At 50.6% G+C, this 16,178-nt stretch carries 13 protein-coding genes; 9 read left to right on the forward strand and 4 right to left on the reverse strand.

From position 1 onward, the window contains the following. Positions 1-27 precede the first annotated feature (27 nt). Positions 28-675 (reverse strand): hypothetical protein, encoded by a 648-nt coding sequence (locus tag ABD836_RS08390; RefSeq protein WP_344934532.1) that lies wholly within the window; start codon positions 673-675, stop codon positions 28-30. Between the two features lie 76 nt (positions 676-751). Between ABD836_RS08390 and ABD836_RS08395 the strand changes: the two genes are divergently transcribed. The 4 genes from ABD836_RS08395 to ABD836_RS08410 all read left to right on the forward strand — a co-directional run bounded on the left by ABD836_RS08395 (position 752) and on the right by ABD836_RS08410 (position 4,065). Continuing rightward, complete coding sequence (locus ABD836_RS08395; protein WP_344934535.1) at positions 752-1,270, forward strand: TRAP transporter small permease subunit; 519 nt, start codon at positions 752-754, stop codon at positions 1,268-1,270. Then, the gene (locus ABD836_RS08400; RefSeq protein WP_425583027.1) at positions 1,260-2,633 is read left to right on the forward strand and encodes a TRAP transporter large permease; all 1,374 of its coding nucleotides are present in this window, start codon (positions 1,260-1,262) and stop codon (positions 2,631-2,633) included. The genes ABD836_RS08395 and ABD836_RS08400 overlap by 11 nt, the downstream gene beginning before the upstream one ends. A gap of 116 nt (positions 2,634-2,749) precedes the next feature. Beyond that, positions 2,750-3,139 carry an acyl-CoA thioesterase gene (locus ABD836_RS08405; RefSeq protein WP_008252927.1) on the forward strand — a complete coding sequence of 130 codons (390 nt, stop codon included), beginning with the start codon at positions 2,750-2,752 and terminating at the stop codon, positions 3,137-3,139. Positions 3,140-3,210: 71 nt separating this feature from the next. Continuing rightward, the gene (locus ABD836_RS08410; RefSeq protein ID WP_344934538.1) at positions 3,211-4,065 is read left to right on the forward strand and encodes an SDR family oxidoreductase; all 855 of its coding nucleotides are present in this window, start codon (positions 3,211-3,213) and stop codon (positions 4,063-4,065) included. A 24-nt stretch (positions 4,066-4,089) separates the two neighbouring features. Here ABD836_RS08410 and ABD836_RS08415 read toward each other — a convergent pair whose 3' ends face one another. From ABD836_RS08415 to ABD836_RS08425, 3 genes are all read right to left on the reverse strand, one after another. Beyond that, positions 4,090-5,220: a TRAP transporter substrate-binding protein gene (locus tag ABD836_RS08415; protein ID WP_344934541.1), complete on the reverse strand. Its 1,131-nt coding sequence runs from the start codon at positions 5,218-5,220 to the stop codon at positions 4,090-4,092. Positions 5,221-5,257: 37 nt separating this feature from the next. After that, complete coding sequence (uvrD, locus tag ABD836_RS08420; RefSeq protein ID WP_344934544.1) at positions 5,258-7,432, reverse strand: DNA helicase II; 2,175 nt, start codon at positions 7,430-7,432, stop codon at positions 5,258-5,260. 241 nt (positions 7,433-7,673) lie between these two features. After that, positions 7,674-9,320, reverse strand: coding sequence for a hypothetical protein (locus ABD836_RS08425; protein WP_344934547.1), 1,647 nt, complete (start codon positions 9,318-9,320; stop codon positions 7,674-7,676). A 228-nt stretch (positions 9,321-9,548) separates the two neighbouring features. Between ABD836_RS08425 and ABD836_RS08430 the strand changes: the two genes are divergently transcribed. The 5 genes from ABD836_RS08430 (at position 9,549) to ABD836_RS08450 (ending at position 16,166) form a co-directional block, all read left to right on the forward strand. Next, the gene (locus tag ABD836_RS08430; RefSeq protein ID WP_344934550.1) at positions 9,549-10,412 is read left to right on the forward strand and encodes a MurR/RpiR family transcriptional regulator; all 864 of its coding nucleotides are present in this window, start codon (positions 9,549-9,551) and stop codon (positions 10,410-10,412) included. A gap of 115 nt (positions 10,413-10,527) precedes the next feature. After that, positions 10,528-11,895, forward strand: coding sequence for a COG3014 family protein (locus tag ABD836_RS08435; RefSeq protein ID WP_344934553.1), 1,368 nt, complete (start codon positions 10,528-10,530; stop codon positions 11,893-11,895). Positions 11,896-11,907: 12 nt separating this feature from the next. Beyond that, entirely contained in the window at positions 11,908-12,291 is a 384-nt protein-coding gene (locus ABD836_RS08440) for a DUF1425 domain-containing protein (protein WP_344934556.1), read from the forward strand. Between the two features lie 12 nt (positions 12,292-12,303). Further along, positions 12,304-12,906, forward strand: a complete 603-nt coding sequence (gene lpoB, locus ABD836_RS08445) for a penicillin-binding protein activator LpoB (protein ID WP_344934559.1) — start codon at positions 12,304-12,306, stop codon at positions 12,904-12,906. A gap of 332 nt (positions 12,907-13,238) precedes the next feature. Further along, a complete protein-coding gene (locus ABD836_RS08450; protein ID WP_344934562.1) occupies positions 13,239-16,166 on the forward strand; it encodes a response regulator in 2,928 nt (975 codons plus the stop codon). Positions 16,167-16,178 lie beyond the last annotated feature (12 nt).

The following is a 16,178-nucleotide window of genomic DNA, read 5'->3' on the forward strand; positions in this document are numbered from 1 at the left end:
CTTGGGGCGGATTGTAATAGGCCGATCTCAGCGACTGGCGGCGGGCATTGAAAACTGAATGCCAATTGGCGGTGGAATGTAGTGGCTGTTTGGGCGTTCTGCCTGACCAATACTGATCAGCTTAAAACCGCCCTGAACATAGAGTACGCCGCGGTCTGGCTGGTCTTTGAAACTGTTCTCTAAGGCGAGCAGTTTATTGCCGCGATCATTTTTCATGGCGCTGGCAAAGCGGCGAAAGAACTGGCGCAGGGCGTCGCTAGCTTGTATCACCACGGGACTGTCAGTTAACACGGTGCGATAGGTGTTCGCGCCATCGCCGGCAATATAAAGGCGTCCTTTGAAACCAGCAATATCGCTAAATTCCTTGGTGGGCTTGAGGCTGACCGCGTGGGTGTCGGGAATATCGATGGTTTGGCCTTGCTGGGCACTGGCGATTACCTCGGCCATATCGTCGACATTCATCACGACTTGCGCACTGCCTTGGCTGATAATCGCGGTGGCTTGGTCGCCGTTGATAATGGAATACCCCTGCGAGCCACGGTCAACGCGGATATGTTCATCGTCGCGGTAGCTGAGGACCACGGTTTCAGAGCCCATGGCATAGCGGGCAATAATGTCGGCGCTGCAAACGCTCGCGCTGGTCGCCAAAACAAGACTAAGAATAATAGAGCGCATAGATTCTCCAGGTCGAAATTCGCGGCAGCGGCATTAGAATGGCTATAATGAGGCGCTTATTCAGGGATGCCAGTCAGTGAAACAGTGTGTAATTTTAATCGATTCGTTTACCGAACGTTTTGGACGCCTATTGGCGTATTTAATTCCCCTCATGATGTTGGGTACCGCCGCGGTAGTCATTATGCGCTATGGCTTTGGTCAGGGCATGACGGCGTTGCAGGAGTCGGTAAATTATTTGCACGGCACGGTGTTCATGCTGGGGGCAGCTTACACCCTTAAGCACGGCGGCCATGTGCGGGTCGATATTTTCTATCAACGCTATTCTAGCCGTAGCAAGGCATGGGTCGACAGCATTGGTTGTATCGTTTTCCTTTTGCCGCTCTGCGGTCTTATTTTAATTACCAGCTGGGAGTTTGCCGGGAATGCTTGGGCGATTCGTGAAACCTCGGTGGAGCCGGGCGGTTTGCCATTTGTCTATTTATTGAAATCCTTGTTGCCGCTCATGGCGATTAACCTCGCGTTGCAGGGCATTGCCGAGTTGTTGCGAAATATCCAAGTGCTGATCAGTCAGGAGGCAAGCCACCATGCTGATTGAGCTGCTGCCTATTTTAATGTTTGTGGTTATTTGCTTGGTGTTGATGCTCGGCTACCCAGTGGCGTTTAGCTTGGCGGGTACCGCCATGATATTCGCTGGTATTGGTATTGCGTTGGGCCATTTTGACGCCTCGTTTTTATCGGCGCTGCCTAACCGCCTGTATGGCACCATAAGTAATGTCACGCTCATTGCCGTGCCGTTATTTGTGCTTATGGGTGTGTTGTTAGAGAAAAGTCGCCTAGCGGAAGAGTTGCTCGACAATATGGCGGCGCTATTTGGTCGCCGTCGTGGGGGCTTGGGCTTTTCTGTTATTTTGGTGGGAATGCTATTGGCAGCCAGCACTGGGATTGTTGGTGCCACCGTGGTCACCATGGGATTGATGTCATTGCCGACGATGCTCAGCCGTGGCTATGACCCCAAACTGGCAACAGGCACAATTTGCGCGACGGGCACTTTGGGTCAGATCATCCCGCCGTCTATTGCCTTGGTTTTATTAGGCGATACTTTATCGAGTGCATATCAGCAGGCGCAGTTGGACTTGGGTGTCTTCAGTCCCAAGACTCTGTCGGTTGGCGATTTATTTATAGGTGCTTTGGTGCCGGGTTTGTTATTGGTGTGTTTGTATTTGCTCTATATGGGCTTTGTTGCCATCCGTCAGCCGGAGCGGGCTCCCGCCGCCGAGGACTTAAACCCGCCACCACTTGGTGCGTTAATTAAAGGTTTGCTACCCCCGATTGGACTCATTATGACGGTATTGGGGTCAATTCTGGTAGGTGCTGCCACCCCCACCGAAGCGGCGGGGGTGGGCGCGTTGGGCGCAGCACTGATGGCGGCGGCTAAAGGCCAGTTGAACTGGGCGCGCTTAGGTGAAGTGGCTCGCGACACATTAAAAGTCACCTGCATGGTGTTTATGATTCTTATTGGTGCCGCAGTGTTCTCTCTGGTGTTTCGCGGTTTCGGTGGTGACGAACTCATTCAGCACTTTTTTGATGGACTGCCCGGCGGGGTCGTTACCGCCACGCTTATTGTCATGGTGGTGATATTTTTACTTGGGTTCATTCTCGACTTTATTGAGATCACCTTTGTGGTGGTGCCAATCGTGGGGCCGATACTACTGGCGATGGGCGTCGACCCAATTTGGTTGGGTATTATGATTGCCCTCAATTTACAAACCTCATTCTTAACACCGCCATTTGGTTTTGCGCTTTTCTACTTGCGTGGTGTGGCGCCACCGTCAGTATCCACCGCGGATATTTATCGCGGCGTGGCGCCGTATATTGGTTTGCAATTGCTTATGCTATTTTTATTGGCCTGGTGGCCGGCGTTAGCGACCTGGCTACCGGCCTTTGTTCGCGGGCAATAAGGGGTTTGCCCGCTATACCCGTGGCTTTAATAATGCTATACACGTCATTGACAATGCCGAATAGTGCACGTTAACTATGCGGCTTTAAATAATTCCAATTTTAGAGAGACAATTTTATGCGTGACATCGACGACACGCCAAAGCCCGCGGGTGAACTCGCCCTACTGACTATCGCCATGCCGGCTGACACCAACGCCAGCGGTGATATCTTTGGTGGTTGGCTTATGTCGCAAATGGACCTTGCTGGCAGTCAAACTGCAGCGCGTCGCGCCGGCGGCCGGGTGGCTACCGTGGCAGTCGATTCAATGGCATTTATGACGCCTGTTAATGTGGGTGCGGCAGTCAGTTGCTACACCGATATCGTCGATGTGGGACGTAGTTCTATTCGGGTTCGGGTCGAAGTCTGGGTCACCAATAAACACCAATACGAGCCAGCCAAAGTAACCGAGGGTGAATTTGTGTTCGTGGCAATTGATGGTAATGGCCGCACAAGAGTGGTTGATTAATACCGCCTTGTTTTAGAACACAAATAACGCCATCTCGGCCTGCTAGCTTACGACAATAATGGAGAATAATAATGTCGATGCTGAATAAGGTCTGCTTAATTACCGGTGCCAGTAGTGGTATTGGCAAAGTCACGGCGCTGGCCTTGGCGGCAGAGGGTGCAGAATTATTTTTGCTGTGCCGCAACCGCCAAAAGGGCGAGGCGGTATTGGCAGAAATTGCCGCTCAGTCGCCGGAGAGCAAAGCAACGCTGCTCGTAGGCGATCTTGCCAGTCAGCAGGATATTCGCCGGGTAGCGCAGTCCTTCTTAGATACAGGTAAACCGCTGCACCTCTTATTAAATAATGCCGGGGTAATGAATACCAAGCGCAAGACCACTGCCGAGGGCATTGAAGAAACCTTTGCGGTAAATCACCTAGCGTATTTTTTACTTACAGATTTGCTGCTTGAGCGAATTAAAGAAAGTGCGCCAGCGCGTATTGTTAGTGTGGCGTCAGAGGCGCACGCGTTTGTGAAGGGCGTGCAATTTGACGATATTGAATATAAAACCACGCCTTACAAAATATTCAAAGTGTACGGCCACTCCAAACTATGCAATATTCTTTGGACGCGCTTATTGTCGAAAAAACTCGAGGGCAGCGGTGTAACAGCCAATTGCGTTCACCCGGGTGCAGTCGCTACGCATCTCGGCCATCAGGACAATGTCTTGATGGGTAAAATTGTCGGCGGCATCACGAAGTTATTTTTTAAAACGCCGGAGCAGGGAGCGAAAACCTCCATTTTCGTCGCCACCTCACCAAGCTTAGATAAGACCAGTGGCGTGTATTTTGCTGATTGTAAACCGGGCAAAATTAAACGCTGGGCCAAGGACGATGTCGCGGCTGAGCGTCTATGGGAAATCAGCAAAGAATACGTAAAAATCGCCTAAGTCCGTGCTGAACTTGCGCGGTGATCAGAGATCCCGCGCGTTGATATACGCTTGTTCCGAGATGTGGTGATACTCTTTGGCATCTTCCATAAACTGCTTCCAGCTTTTGTACACTCGGCCAGTTAGCTCGTCGGTTTTTGATAATTCCAATAGATATTCGTCCGATACCGTATGCAGTTCGCGAAGCACGTCGTCGGGTAATTTGCGCAGTTGCACTTTATGCTTTCCCACTAATTCTTTGAGCGCGGTATTATTGCGTGCGGTGTATTCGTCGAGCATATCCGCATTGGCATAGCGGGCTGCGGCTTCAACAATGGTCTGCAAATCTTTGGGTAATGCCTCAAACGCGCCCTTGTTGATAATCAACTCAAGGGTCGAGCCCGGCTCATGCCAGCCGGGATAATAATAATACTTAGCCACTTCGTGAAAGCCAAAGGCCATATCATTTGACGGTGCTACCCATTCAGTGGCGTCGATCACCCCAGTTTGCAGCGAGGTATAAAGCTCGCCGCCGGGCAGGGTTACAGCGCTGCCGCCAAGGCGGTTCCAGACTTCCCCGCCGGAGCCGGGAATGCGCATCTTCAGGCCCTTTACGTCCTCAATGGAATTAATTTCTTTATTAAACCAACCGGCCATTTGCACACCAGTGTTGCCGCCGGCCATGGGTATTAAGTTGAACGGCGCATAGGCTTCGCGCCACAGTTCCATGCCGCCGCCATGGTAGAGCCAGCCGTTCATTTCTTGTGCGGTCATGCCAAAGGGTACGGCGGTGAAGAAAATTGACGAAGGTAGCTTGCCCTTCCAATAATAGGCGGCGCCATGTCCGGCTTGGGCGCTGCCGGCGGAGACGGCGTCAAACACACCCATAGCAGGAACGAGTTCGCCGGCGCCATAAACTTTAATGAGTAGGCGCCCTTGGCTCATGGCATTCACAATGGTGGCAAATTTTTCTGGCGCCGTGCCAAGGCCAGGAAAGTTTTTGGGCCAAGTGGTAACCAGCTTCCAGTGAAAAACTTGTTGGCCGCTGCTACTCTTTTGAAGTTCACTGCGGCTGTGATCACGGCTGCGTTCACCTACATACAGCCAGCTCATGCTGACCAGCGCAGCAAGCAGTACGAGAATGATCAGCGGCGTATAATTATTATTGGGCTTCATGGTCTTCCCTATTTATAAATCTGTCTTACAAAATATCTCACAAAAGCTGCAAATTGGCGTATTGCAGCACCAGCCATTTGCTGCCCTCGTCTTCAAAATTAACTTGCACGCGGGCGCTGGCGCCTTGACCTTCAAAGCTGAGAACCACGCCGGCGCCAAAAATACTGTGCAATACCCGCTGGCCGAGGGCAATGCCCATCGCCGCGGCCGAAGCCTGTTGAGACGTCGTTGCGCCGCTTTGTGCATAACTGCTGGGGCGGCTAACGGTGTTATTAATTCGCACCTCATCTATCAGCTCGTTGGGAATCTCACGAATAAACCGCGAGAGGCTGTTAAAGCTTTCCTGACCGTGGAGGCGGCGAGACTCGGCGTAGCTTAAAAACAGTTTTTGCTCGGCGCGGGTAATGCCCACATAGGCTAAACGCCGCTCTTCTTCGAGTCGTTCAGGATCTTCCATCGACATTTTGTGAGGGAAGAGATTTTCTTCTACGCCGACAATAAATACCGCGGGAAACTCCAGACCTTTGGCCGAGTGTAAGGTCATCAATTGCACGCTGTCTTCGTGCTCATCGGCTTGTTGGTCGCCGGCATCTAGCGCAGCTCTGTCGAGAAAGGCGCGCAGTGGCTCAACGTCTTCTTCTTCCGGCTCAAAGGCAGCGGCAGCGGTGATTAACTCGTGTAAGTTTTCAACCCGGGCCTGACCTTTTTCGCCTTTCTCTTTTTCGTGAAAGGCCAGCAAGCCCGAGCGATCAATGGCGATATTAATCTGTTCATCAAGGGGCTGATCCCGGCACTGTTCGGCTAAATCTTCGATCAGGGCTAGGAAGCCGCGCAGGGCGTTGCCGGCACGGGCGGGCAGCAGACCATTTTCGATAATTGCTAAGGCCGCACGCCACAACGAGGTCTGATGCTCGCGCGCGTACTCTCGTAGAATCTCCACGGTACGCGTGCCTATGCCGCGAGTGGGGGTATTGATGACTCGTTCAATGGCGGTGTCATCGTCGCGCAGTTCAACAATGCGTAAATAGGCAAGGGCGTTTTTGATTTCAAGACGATCGTAGAAACGCTGGCCGCCGTAGATGCGATAGGGCAGGCCGGCACGAATCAGATACTCTTCCAGTATCCGCGACTGAGCATTGCTGCGGTATAAGACGCCAATATCGCTGCGCCGGTAGTCGTCGCGAACTAGCTCGGCAATGCGGTCGGTGAGGAAGCGCGCTTCGTCTTGTTCATTAAAGGCGGCAAACAGGGAGATTTTGTCGCCGTCATCGCCCTCGGTCCACAGCTCTTTGCCTAGGCGCTGGCTATTATTGGCGATCAGCGCATTTGCGGCTTTAAGAATGGTGCCAGTAGAGCGGTAGTTCTGTTCAAGCCGCACGATATGGGTGTTTTCAATGTCTTTCGAAAACTGCTGAATATTTTCAATGCGGGCGCCGCGCCAGCCGTAAATCGACTGATCGTCATCGCCCACGGCGGTCATGGCCATACCCTTGCTGGCGAGTAGGCGCAACCACGCGTATTGCACGGCGTTGGTGTCTTGAAACTCGTCCACCAATACGTGCTTAAAGCGCTGCTGATAATGATCAAGAATTGCTGGATTGTCCCGCCATAGCTCCAGCGCCCGTAACAATAGCTCGGCAAAGTCGATCACGCCTTGCTGGCGGCAGATCTCCTCGTAGCGGCGGTAGACCTTAAGCATGGTTGTTAGATAAAGGTCGCCACCAAAATCATCGATGTGCGCGGCGCGGCGGCCCTCATCTTTGTGGCCATTGATAAAGTATTGCGATTGGCGGGGCGGCCAGCGGCTGTCGTCCAACGTCAGCTCGCGGTGAATACGCTTGAGTTGGCGGAGCTGGTCGTCGCTGTCCAAAATCTGGAAGTTGTCGGGTAGGCCCGCTTCACTAGCGTGCGCCTTGAGCAGGCGATGCGCTAGACCGTGAAAAGTGCCTACCCACATGCCGTGGTTTAAGCTGCTGCCCAGCAAGTTTTCAATGCGCCCGCGCATCTCTTTGGCGGCCTTATTGGTAAAGGTTACCGCCATAATACTGTGGGTCGACAGCCCCTCTACCTTAATTTTCCAGGCAATACGGTGCACCAGTACCCGGGTTTTGCCGCTGCCAGCACCGGCAAGTACGAGGGTGCCAGGGCTGTCGGCGGTCACCGCGTCGCGCTGAGCGTCATTGAGTTCATCAAGAATATAAGATACGTCCATGGCGCGGTATTCTACTGGGATTAGCCGCCGCTGGCACCGCTAAAATGAGATTAGCGACGAGTGAGCAGCAATATTAGTGATGAACGCTATTTTGGCGGGATTAAATGATGGTGTAGCGGCGAGCGATATTGTCGCTGAGAAATAAGAAGCCGCTAGGCACCATGTCTGCTGGGACATAATATCTAGCGGCTCAGTGGTACAGATATCGTTATGAGCTTATTGTGGGCTCGGCCCTATGAGGTCATTTTTTAACGGCTATTTCCTCACTAATTGGTCCTTCATCTGCAATACGCGTAAAGCTAGCTTCAACGAGTACATCGGCGAAATCTTCTTGGCCGGCGGGGCTTTTGCTATCAATTAACACACTATTTGCCGCTCCTTTAACGGGTGCGATGTTGAGAAACCACTTGTCGTCAAATTCATCGGTCTCGGTGTAATACAGGGTGCCCGCAGAGTTCACCTCCCAAACTAAGGTGGTAACGTCATCTTCTTCAAAGGTCACGGTGCCGGTGCGATCTGCCTTGAGCTGGACGCTGAAACTTTCAACGAAACCCACTTTGTCGTGATAAGACGGCGAGGTCGTGGTGACCTGCCAATTGCCAACTAAATCTGCCTCATCAAAACCGACGCCACGGTTCACTAGGATATCGACTAGGTTTTCACCGTCACCAACGAGGGTGGTTGCAAAGGTTCCTACTCTGCTTAAAAAGAATTCACCATCTAAGTCTATTATCTTTAAATCACCCCAACGTTTTACCTCTAATGTAATGATGTTGTCGCTCGGGTCGGTTTTATTATATAGGCCGCCATCACCGTTGCTTTCCACACTGGCGGTGAAGGTAGAGCTATTTTCAGTGGTGGAGAAAGTACCAAACTCACCTGATAGGGCTTGTGGGCTTGCGGGACCACCATCATCATCGTCATAGCTTTCTTGGTTATTGGTGTGAGCGATAACGTACTCGGTGTTAGATAGAAAGGTTAGTACATTTAGGCTATCTATGTCGGCTTCATATAGCTGCCATGCACCTTCTAGCGAGTTGTTCAGATTTTTAACACGACTAAACGCGACTGTGCCGCTATCGGTGTCGGTAAAATTGAGCGTTAGAGTGTCGCCGGTGACGCTGGCCTTTGATACTGAACTTCCCTCATCGTAAAGCCCACCTGAATTATCGGACTCGTCGATCAACGAAGTGCTGAATGCACCGCTCTCAATATCCCAAGTGTAAGTACCATATTCGACTGACCCTGCGACTTGGTCACCGTCGTCAGTATGCTCATGAATAATGACGTATTCGTTTCCTTCGACGAATGTCAGCACATTGCGTTTGCCCTCGCCTTCACTGTATAGCCAGCTGCCGAGAATTTGTGCTTCTTGTGCGCTTTGGAAGTGTGCTTCAGCCTGCTCTGCGCTGACGAGTTGGATACCATCTCCAATGGTATCCAGTATTGCTTGCGCTTCGCTGTCGAAGTTGGCGCTTTCTAAATCTAGGGTGCTGTCTTTGAACGCGTTTTCCGCTTCAGCAGAGATTGAAATGCCATTGTCGGGATTATTGTCGTCGTCTAGCGATTGCAATAGCTGCAAGATATTAGTGCGAACTTCACTACTACCTTGGGCGAGGTCAGTTGGGGTGATTTGTTGCGTTGCGCTGATGCTGGGGAACTGGAGGTCGCCAATGGAGAATACAATGGACTCGCCCTCGCGGTAGTCGAATTCACCTAAGGCGTTGGTCAGGCCCTGCAAGCTATCAGTTTGGTATTTAACGCCGTATACCGGGCTGTCTGTGAAAATACCTGTAAGGCTGTCGCTGGGCGTGCCGGAGCCACCGCCACCACCACCACACGCGGTGACAAGAAATATACAGTTTAAACCAAGCAATTTTAATTTCATTGTAGCTACCCCATAGCCTTATGTTTTTAGATCAGAACTAAATGAACACGCATAATTTGTGTCAAGTATGAGACTAAGGTCTATTGCTCGAGATGGCCTCCCCAATATTGGGGGGAGGCGCTATATTGTTGTTGCTTGTGTGGCTTAGCGGTGAAAAGCCACCAATACGCTTAGGCTGAGTTACAATGAAGGGCTTAAATCAATAAAACTGAGCTGTCGGAGTTAAATTTGCGACCGAGAAATATCATCCGGGCCATGGAAAGCAGCCGCGAGCAAATGCGCCGTTCTGAGCGCAAAGTAGCGGACTATATTCTTAAAAACCGCAAAGAAGTTATTCATATGCGGATTGTCGATCTGGCCCAGGAAGCGCATGTTAGCGAGCCAACTGTGGTGCGCTTTTGCCGGGCGGTGGGCTGCGATGGCTTTCAGAATTTTAAGGTATCGTTAGCCCAACATATTGCGCACAGCCCAGACTACGAAGAATTTAGCTTTGGCGACGAAGACTCGGCGCGGCAATACACCTTTAAGGTCTTCGATGCCACCATGGAAGCCTTTAAAAAGGTTCGCGACAATATTGAGATTACGGCGATTGAGGAGGCCGTGGCATTACTCAGTGCGGCGCGGCGCGTGGAATTTTACGGTTTTGGCGCCTCGGCGGCGGTCGCTACCGACGCCCAGCACAATCTATTTCGTCTGCAAATTTCGGCCAGCGTGTATTCCGACCCTCATGTGCAGGCCATGTCGGCGATGTCTTTGCAGAAAAATGATGTGGTGGTGGCAATTTCCCAGTCCGGTCGTACTCGCGCGCTGCTGGAGGCCATTGCCTTAGCTCAGCAAAGTGGTGCACCGGTGATCGCTTTGGCACCGTCGGGCTCGCCAGTGGCGGCGCTTGCTGATCTGGCCATTGCGATTGATGTCGATAAAGACGATGGTGACTACACACCGCTGCCATCGCGGCTTGCCCATATGGCGGTTTTGGATATTCTCGCGGTGGGTATCTCGCGCAGCAAAGCGGGTGTTAGGGAGCATTTAACGACAATTGAAAAAGGCTTGCAGGCGCTGCGCACGGAATCTAAAAACGGTGGTCTATAGCACTGCCTCAGGATGGATTGCTGGTTTGGTTTTGGGAGTAGGCTATTCAGTGCTAGATCGAGTAACAAGGCGTAATCGACAGTGGCCACGATATCTTCGTGCCTGGTGTTTAGTCTTGCCATTGCTGATTAGCGGCTGCGTGAGTTATCAAAGCAGCGATTTTGTCCAAAATATTGATCAGCGTTACCAAGCAGGGCAATACCTGGCTGCGGCCGAGGCCGTTGAGCAGCAATTGGGCTTTATGGATGTTAAAACGGGGGAATTGCAGCCGGTAGTGGCGCGCTCGGGCGAGGTCTTATTGCACTTGGAAGCGGCTGAAAACTGGCGCTTGGCAGGTAATCCGCGGCGGGCAATTGCCCACTACGACGCGCTAGAAAACCTATTCAAAGACAAAGACGTGCAGGGCAGCGCGCGCAAGCTTGGCGAAAATGTCGGCGCGGCCTTGGTGAACGATGCAGTTCGCTCTTATGAGCCGCCACCTGCCGAGCGAATTCTCACTAATTTCTATAAGGCGCTAGCATTTTGGTCGCTGGGTGAAAAAGACAATGCCCGCGTTGAATTTAATCGTGCTAATGAGCGGGCGCGTATAGCGGTAGAGCGCTACCAAGACATGATTAACGAAGCCGAGCGGGAAAACCGCGAACGCAGCGGCGACGCCTATCGCAATCTGCAGTCGTCGGGAGTGAAAAATGCCCTGCGCCAGAATTTCCCGAATATGGATCAGTGGCAGGTTTACGATAGCTTTGTAAATCCCGCAGTGGCGTATATGAACGCCATGTTTCTGGCGGCGGGCAGTGGCAGTGATATTGGCCAAGCGGAGACCTTATTAACGCGGGTCAATGGCATGGTGGGTGGCCACCCAATCATCGCCCAAGATTTATTAAATATACGTGAGCGCGGGCGTTTGCGCGGCGGCGTGCCGCAGCGCTGGATTGTTTTTGAGAGTGGCTTAAGCCCTGTATATGGCGAGAAGCGATTTTCGATTCCGTGGTTTACGATGAATGCGTTTATTCAGGTGACGGTGGCGCTACCTGAATTAGTCAACCGGACTAGCCGAGGCACCGTAAACGGTGTGGCGTTGGCGAATCAGACCGTTGAATTTTTGCCCTTGGCGCGCATGGACAGAATCATGCAAACCGAATTTCAAAAGCGTTGGGCGGCAACGGTAAGCCGCGCAGTGGTGTCTGCGGCCAGCAAAGCAATACTGCAAGATCGTATGGCAAAGGAATTTGGACCACTGGGTAATTTCGCGGGCATGATATACGCCAATGCTAGCGCCTCGGCAGACACCCGCGGTTGGCACGCGATGCCTGAGCAGTGGTCACTGGCGAAGATGCCCGCCACCCAAATAGCAGAACTGCGAATACCCTACGGTAGTGGAATGGCGACGACGATAAGTTTGCCCGCCAATAAAGATGTGCTGATCTATATTAAGCAGCCAAGCTCCAACGCCGCGCCCTATGTTGAGTTGTTTTACTTATAAGAGGAATCATCGATGACAATATTGAAACGGATTATGGTGGTTATAAGTGTGGCCTTAATGCTTTCGGCATGCGGTGGCTTGCGTTACGGCGATAATGCGCCGCCGTGGGCTGCACACGTCGCCTATGACGGTCGATACCTGGACATCGTCGACCTCCGAGAATGGCCTGATGCTGAAACTGGGACCAAGTTGATGCTGCGCGCTGAATCAAAAGCCATGAGCACCGTGCGAATTTCATTCCGAGTGCTGTGGTACCAGGACGACGGTCAGCCAATAACAACCGTGCTGGGCAAATGGCAGGAACGCACCATTGAACCAGGTCAAACGGTAGAGATTGTGCAGAGCGCTCCGGGGCCAGAAGCTGTTGATTATCGTTTTGAAATCACCGAAAAATAAAGGGGTAAATACATGAAGAATTTATTCAAAGCCTGCGCTATGGCGTTGGTACTATCGGGTTGCGCTAGCGGCGTACAGATTGTTGATACAACTAATGACACCGCCGACTCAGTAATGGGTTTGGAATACCGCGATTTTGAAAAGGCGGCAGGTGAAGCGGTGCAATCGATGATCGCCAGTGGCTCGGTAAGCAAGCCCGGTGGTGGCCGCTACATATTGGCAATTGGTCGTATGATTAACGACACCATGCAGCGTATTGATACCGACCAATTAGTCAAAAAAATCCGGATTGAACTGCTTAACTCCGGGAAGGTTATGGTAACCACGGCAGTGGCCTTCAATGGCCCCGAAGATGAAATGAGCTATACTGCTAGAGAGTTGCGCGGTAACAGTGAATTTGATCAGAGTGGGATTGCCGCCAAGGGCCAGCTCCAAGCGCCGGATTTGTCTTTAACCGGGAAAATTTTACAGCGCAATCACGCGATGGGTCGCAATAAAACCCAAGTGGAGTACTTCTTTCAGTTGAGCTTGACCGAGATAAAATCAGGCTTGGCGATTTGGGAAGGCGAAACCCCGATTGTAAAACGTGGCTCGGCGAAATCAGTAAGTTGGTAATCGCACATCGCAAAGGCCCTTGGTATTAGTATTGTGAAATAGTGCAGTGCAGATCAACACTAAGCACACTTTATTTCTGCGTGTGCTTAGTTATCTAATGTATATAAGCGGCTTTATGTAATCGTTAGCCATATACTAAAATTCACGGTGCGGAGCCTTATCGCAGCCATACGCTAAGAAAAGGGGGACCCACTGCGATGACGAAAATGCAACACAAGCAAAAATCTCGTGCTGTTTTTTTGTTTATAACATTATCCCTTTTTTCGCTAATAGTGAGCGGGCTGTTATACAGCCATTATAAAAATAACTTACACGATAGTAGCTTAAATGATTTGGAAACAATTAGTGACCGGAATATCAGTGTCTTAAGTCACGAGATTGATCAGCTGGGCTTCGTTCTTTTTGATATAAAATTAGGTATTATTCGCCACCATCTACTGGCGCCGCCACAGGCACTTAATCGCAAAAATGTAGAAGATTTTTTGCTTGGCTACACCGCTAAGAACAGCCTTATCTCCCAGATTCGTTGGATAGATGAAAAGGGTATGGAAAGGGCGCGGCTGGATCGCCTTACCAGAGCGGGCTCAAAGTTTACTTCGGCAGAAGTTTTACAAGATAAGTCCTCACGTTATTACGTCTCAGAAGCTAATTCAGCTGCGACAGATATTATCTATATTTCGCCCATTGATTTGAATATTGAGCAAGGGCGTGTAGTACAGCCTTTTCAGCCGACACTTCGAATGGTGATTCCCACGCGCAATGAAGAAGGCCTGAAGGACGGCATTATTGTATTAAACATCGATTTAACAACAATTTTTGAAAAAATATACGCTTCAACTCGCGAGGGCATGGTGTTCCGCGTTGTTGACTCATTAGGAAGTCTGATAATAGACACAGATAGCCCGGATGAAGCCTGGGCTTCATTGCTGGGGATGTCGGCATCTGCTCAAGGGGTCCGTGATACCCATCTAAAGAGTCTGATAACGCGCGCCGATGCAAATATCGCAGGTAAATACGTCGGTCCCGACGAAACCCTTGAGCGTCTGAGTGGCTTGCTTAACTCCGGTCAGCGTACTTATTACATCCACACCTACCTCAGTGATAATTTTCTAAAAGGTATAAGTCGCGAGGCATTGATTTGGCGACTGCCAGTATTGCTTTTGCTTCTGCTGTTCTCCGCGGGTGTTGCTGTTTATGTCTATACTTATGATCGCAGGCTCCAAAATCTTAATGCAAAGCTTCAGTTGCAGATTGAAGAAGTGGAAAAGGTAAACCTCTACAAATCAACATTCCTTGCGAATATGAGTCATGAAATTCGCACACCGTTAACCTCGGTTATCGGCCTCCTCGATATTATCCGCCGAAATCCCGATGGCGAGGGCCTCAACCAAAACCTAGCTTTAGTGAGTACCGCGGCACGAAATTTACTGTTATTGATTAATGACATTCTTGATTTGACTCGGATTGAGTCTGGTCATCTGCATCTTGAAATAGGCGAGTTACAAATAGATGCACTGGTAGATCATTCCGTGGGGTTATTCGCGAGCGAGGCCGAAACTAAAAAGCTTGAATTAATCTCGGAAGTTGACCCTGAACTGTCAAGTTTGAGTTTTACAGGTGATGCTCTGCGCATCCAACAATTACTAAATAATTTAATTGGCAATGGGGTAAAATTTACCGCCAAAGGTGGCGTAAATATACGAGTTGAGCTCTGTGAGATATCTGACAATATCGCAACAGTGCGTTTCTGCGTTAGCGATACGGGGATAGGTATCGACGCTGCAGAGCTTGATCGACTCTGCGAACCCTTTGTACAGTCTGATGTATCGGTAACGCGTCGCTACGGTGGCAGTGGCCTAGGCTTATCCATTACCAAGCATTTGCTCGATCTAATGACTAGCCAGCTTCAGGTTAAAAGCCAGCTTGATGCGGGGTCTAGCTTTAGCTTCGTGTTAAAACTGCCCGTGGCTGCAGAGAGAAATGCTGAAGTAGGTAAATTGCGTCAGGAAGTACCGAAGAAAATTTTAATCGTTGATGAGAATCCTCGAATTTGCGAAGTTCTCGACAAAATGTTTTCTTATTGGGGTTGCCAGACAACGGCGCTGCACAGCAGCGACGAAGCCTACTATGCAGTTGTTGAAGGCGCGGACGGCGGTGAACCCTTTGGCCTACTTATCGTAGATAAGCACTTGAGTAAATTAGAAGGTGTTGAACTCATTGAGCGTATCAATAGCTGTTTGGATGCTAAGGGCCATGCGCGACCTCCAGAGATTCTGATGGCGCTAGAGGCGGACCGTCAGTCCATTGCCGGCATTCCTGAATTAGAAGGCGTATCCGTTTTGCAGAAGCCGGTGACCATGTCACGTTTACTGGAAGCACTGGGTGGTCAGAACGTTATCTCGGTGGTGGGCGGCGAAGCGGAGCCCGATGTAGTCGCTATGCTCATCGCCAGTTTAGCAGTGAAGTTGAAGTCCGCACGACCACCAAGAATTTTGCTTGCCGATGATAATTCGTATAATCGGGTTTTACTGGAATTACTTTTTGGCAGCTTTGGTCTGACTGTGGTTTTGGTTAACGATGGCCTCGAGGCCCTGAATAAAGTACTGGAAGGTGGCTTTGACTTAGTTTTTCTGGATATCCAGATGCCAGTCATGGATGGTTTAACTGCGACAAGGAGAATTCGAAGCCATTACTCTGCAGAGGCTCTACCTGTGTTTGCCGTGTCGGCAGCAACATTTGAGAGTGATATTGACGCTGCGAAGGCGGCGGGCTTCAATGCGCATATCGCTAAGCCAATTAATGTTGAGAATCTGTTGAGTTTAATTTTGCAGTATTGGGTACCCATTGCGAACTCACCGCTGATTGAAAATAGCTCGACTAGCAAAACTAATGAAAACAACGACGCTATAAGTGGCTTGTTCGAACTTGCTGAGTTTGATTCAGAGAATGCGATTTATCAACAAATTGGGCCTTCCGGGTACCGACGGGTTGCGACGGCATTTGTGAAAGACATGGAAAGTGAACTGGCGCGGTTTTCGTCGGCGACGACCATGAGTAGTGAAGACCAACAGCGATTTTTACATCGATTAAAGGGCGCCGCGGCTTCAGTGGGGGCGACGACACTGGCCAAGCTTAATGCGGAATTGAGCCAGCGAATTGCCGAGGAACCCAATACCTCAATAGCACCTTTGTTTGAGGCGATTGATCACACTATAAAAATACTGCGGCGCTATCTTGATATTATTGGCGAAGAAACATGAGGTCAGCCGATC

Origin of the sequence: Zhongshania borealis, from assembly GCF_039539625.1 — a bacterium.
GTDB classification, from domain to species: Bacteria; Pseudomonadota; Gammaproteobacteria; order Pseudomonadales; family Spongiibacteraceae; genus Spongiibacter; species Spongiibacter borealis.

Coding starts and splice junctions, on each gene's coding strand:
- lpoB (WP_344934559.1), top strand. CDS start 12,304: ATGAAGAATTTATTCAAAGCCTGCGCTATGGCGTTGGTACTATCGGGT.
- ABD836_RS08400 (WP_425583027.1), top strand. CDS start 1,260: ATGCTGATTGAGCTGCTGCCTATTTTAATGTTTGTGGTTATTTGCTTG.
- ABD836_RS08415 (WP_344934541.1), bottom strand. CDS start 5,220: ATGAAGCCCAATAATAATTATACGCCGCTGATCATTCTCGTACTGCTT.
- ABD836_RS08390 (WP_344934532.1), bottom strand. CDS start 675: ATGCGCTCTATTATTCTTAGTCTTGTTTTGGCGACCAGCGCGAGCGTT.
- ABD836_RS08425 (WP_344934547.1), bottom strand. CDS start 9,320: ATGAAATTAAAATTGCTTGGTTTAAACTGTATATTTCTTGTCACCGCG.
- ABD836_RS08440 (WP_344934556.1), top strand. CDS start 11,908: ATGACAATATTGAAACGGATTATGGTGGTTATAAGTGTGGCCTTAATG.
- uvrD (WP_344934544.1), bottom strand. CDS start 7,432: ATGGACGTATCTTATATTCTTGATGAACTCAATGACGCTCAGCGCGAC.
- ABD836_RS08405 (WP_008252927.1), top strand. CDS start 2,750: ATGCGTGACATCGACGACACGCCAAAGCCCGCGGGTGAACTCGCCCTA.
- ABD836_RS08410 (WP_344934538.1), top strand. CDS start 3,211: ATGTCGATGCTGAATAAGGTCTGCTTAATTACCGGTGCCAGTAGTGGT.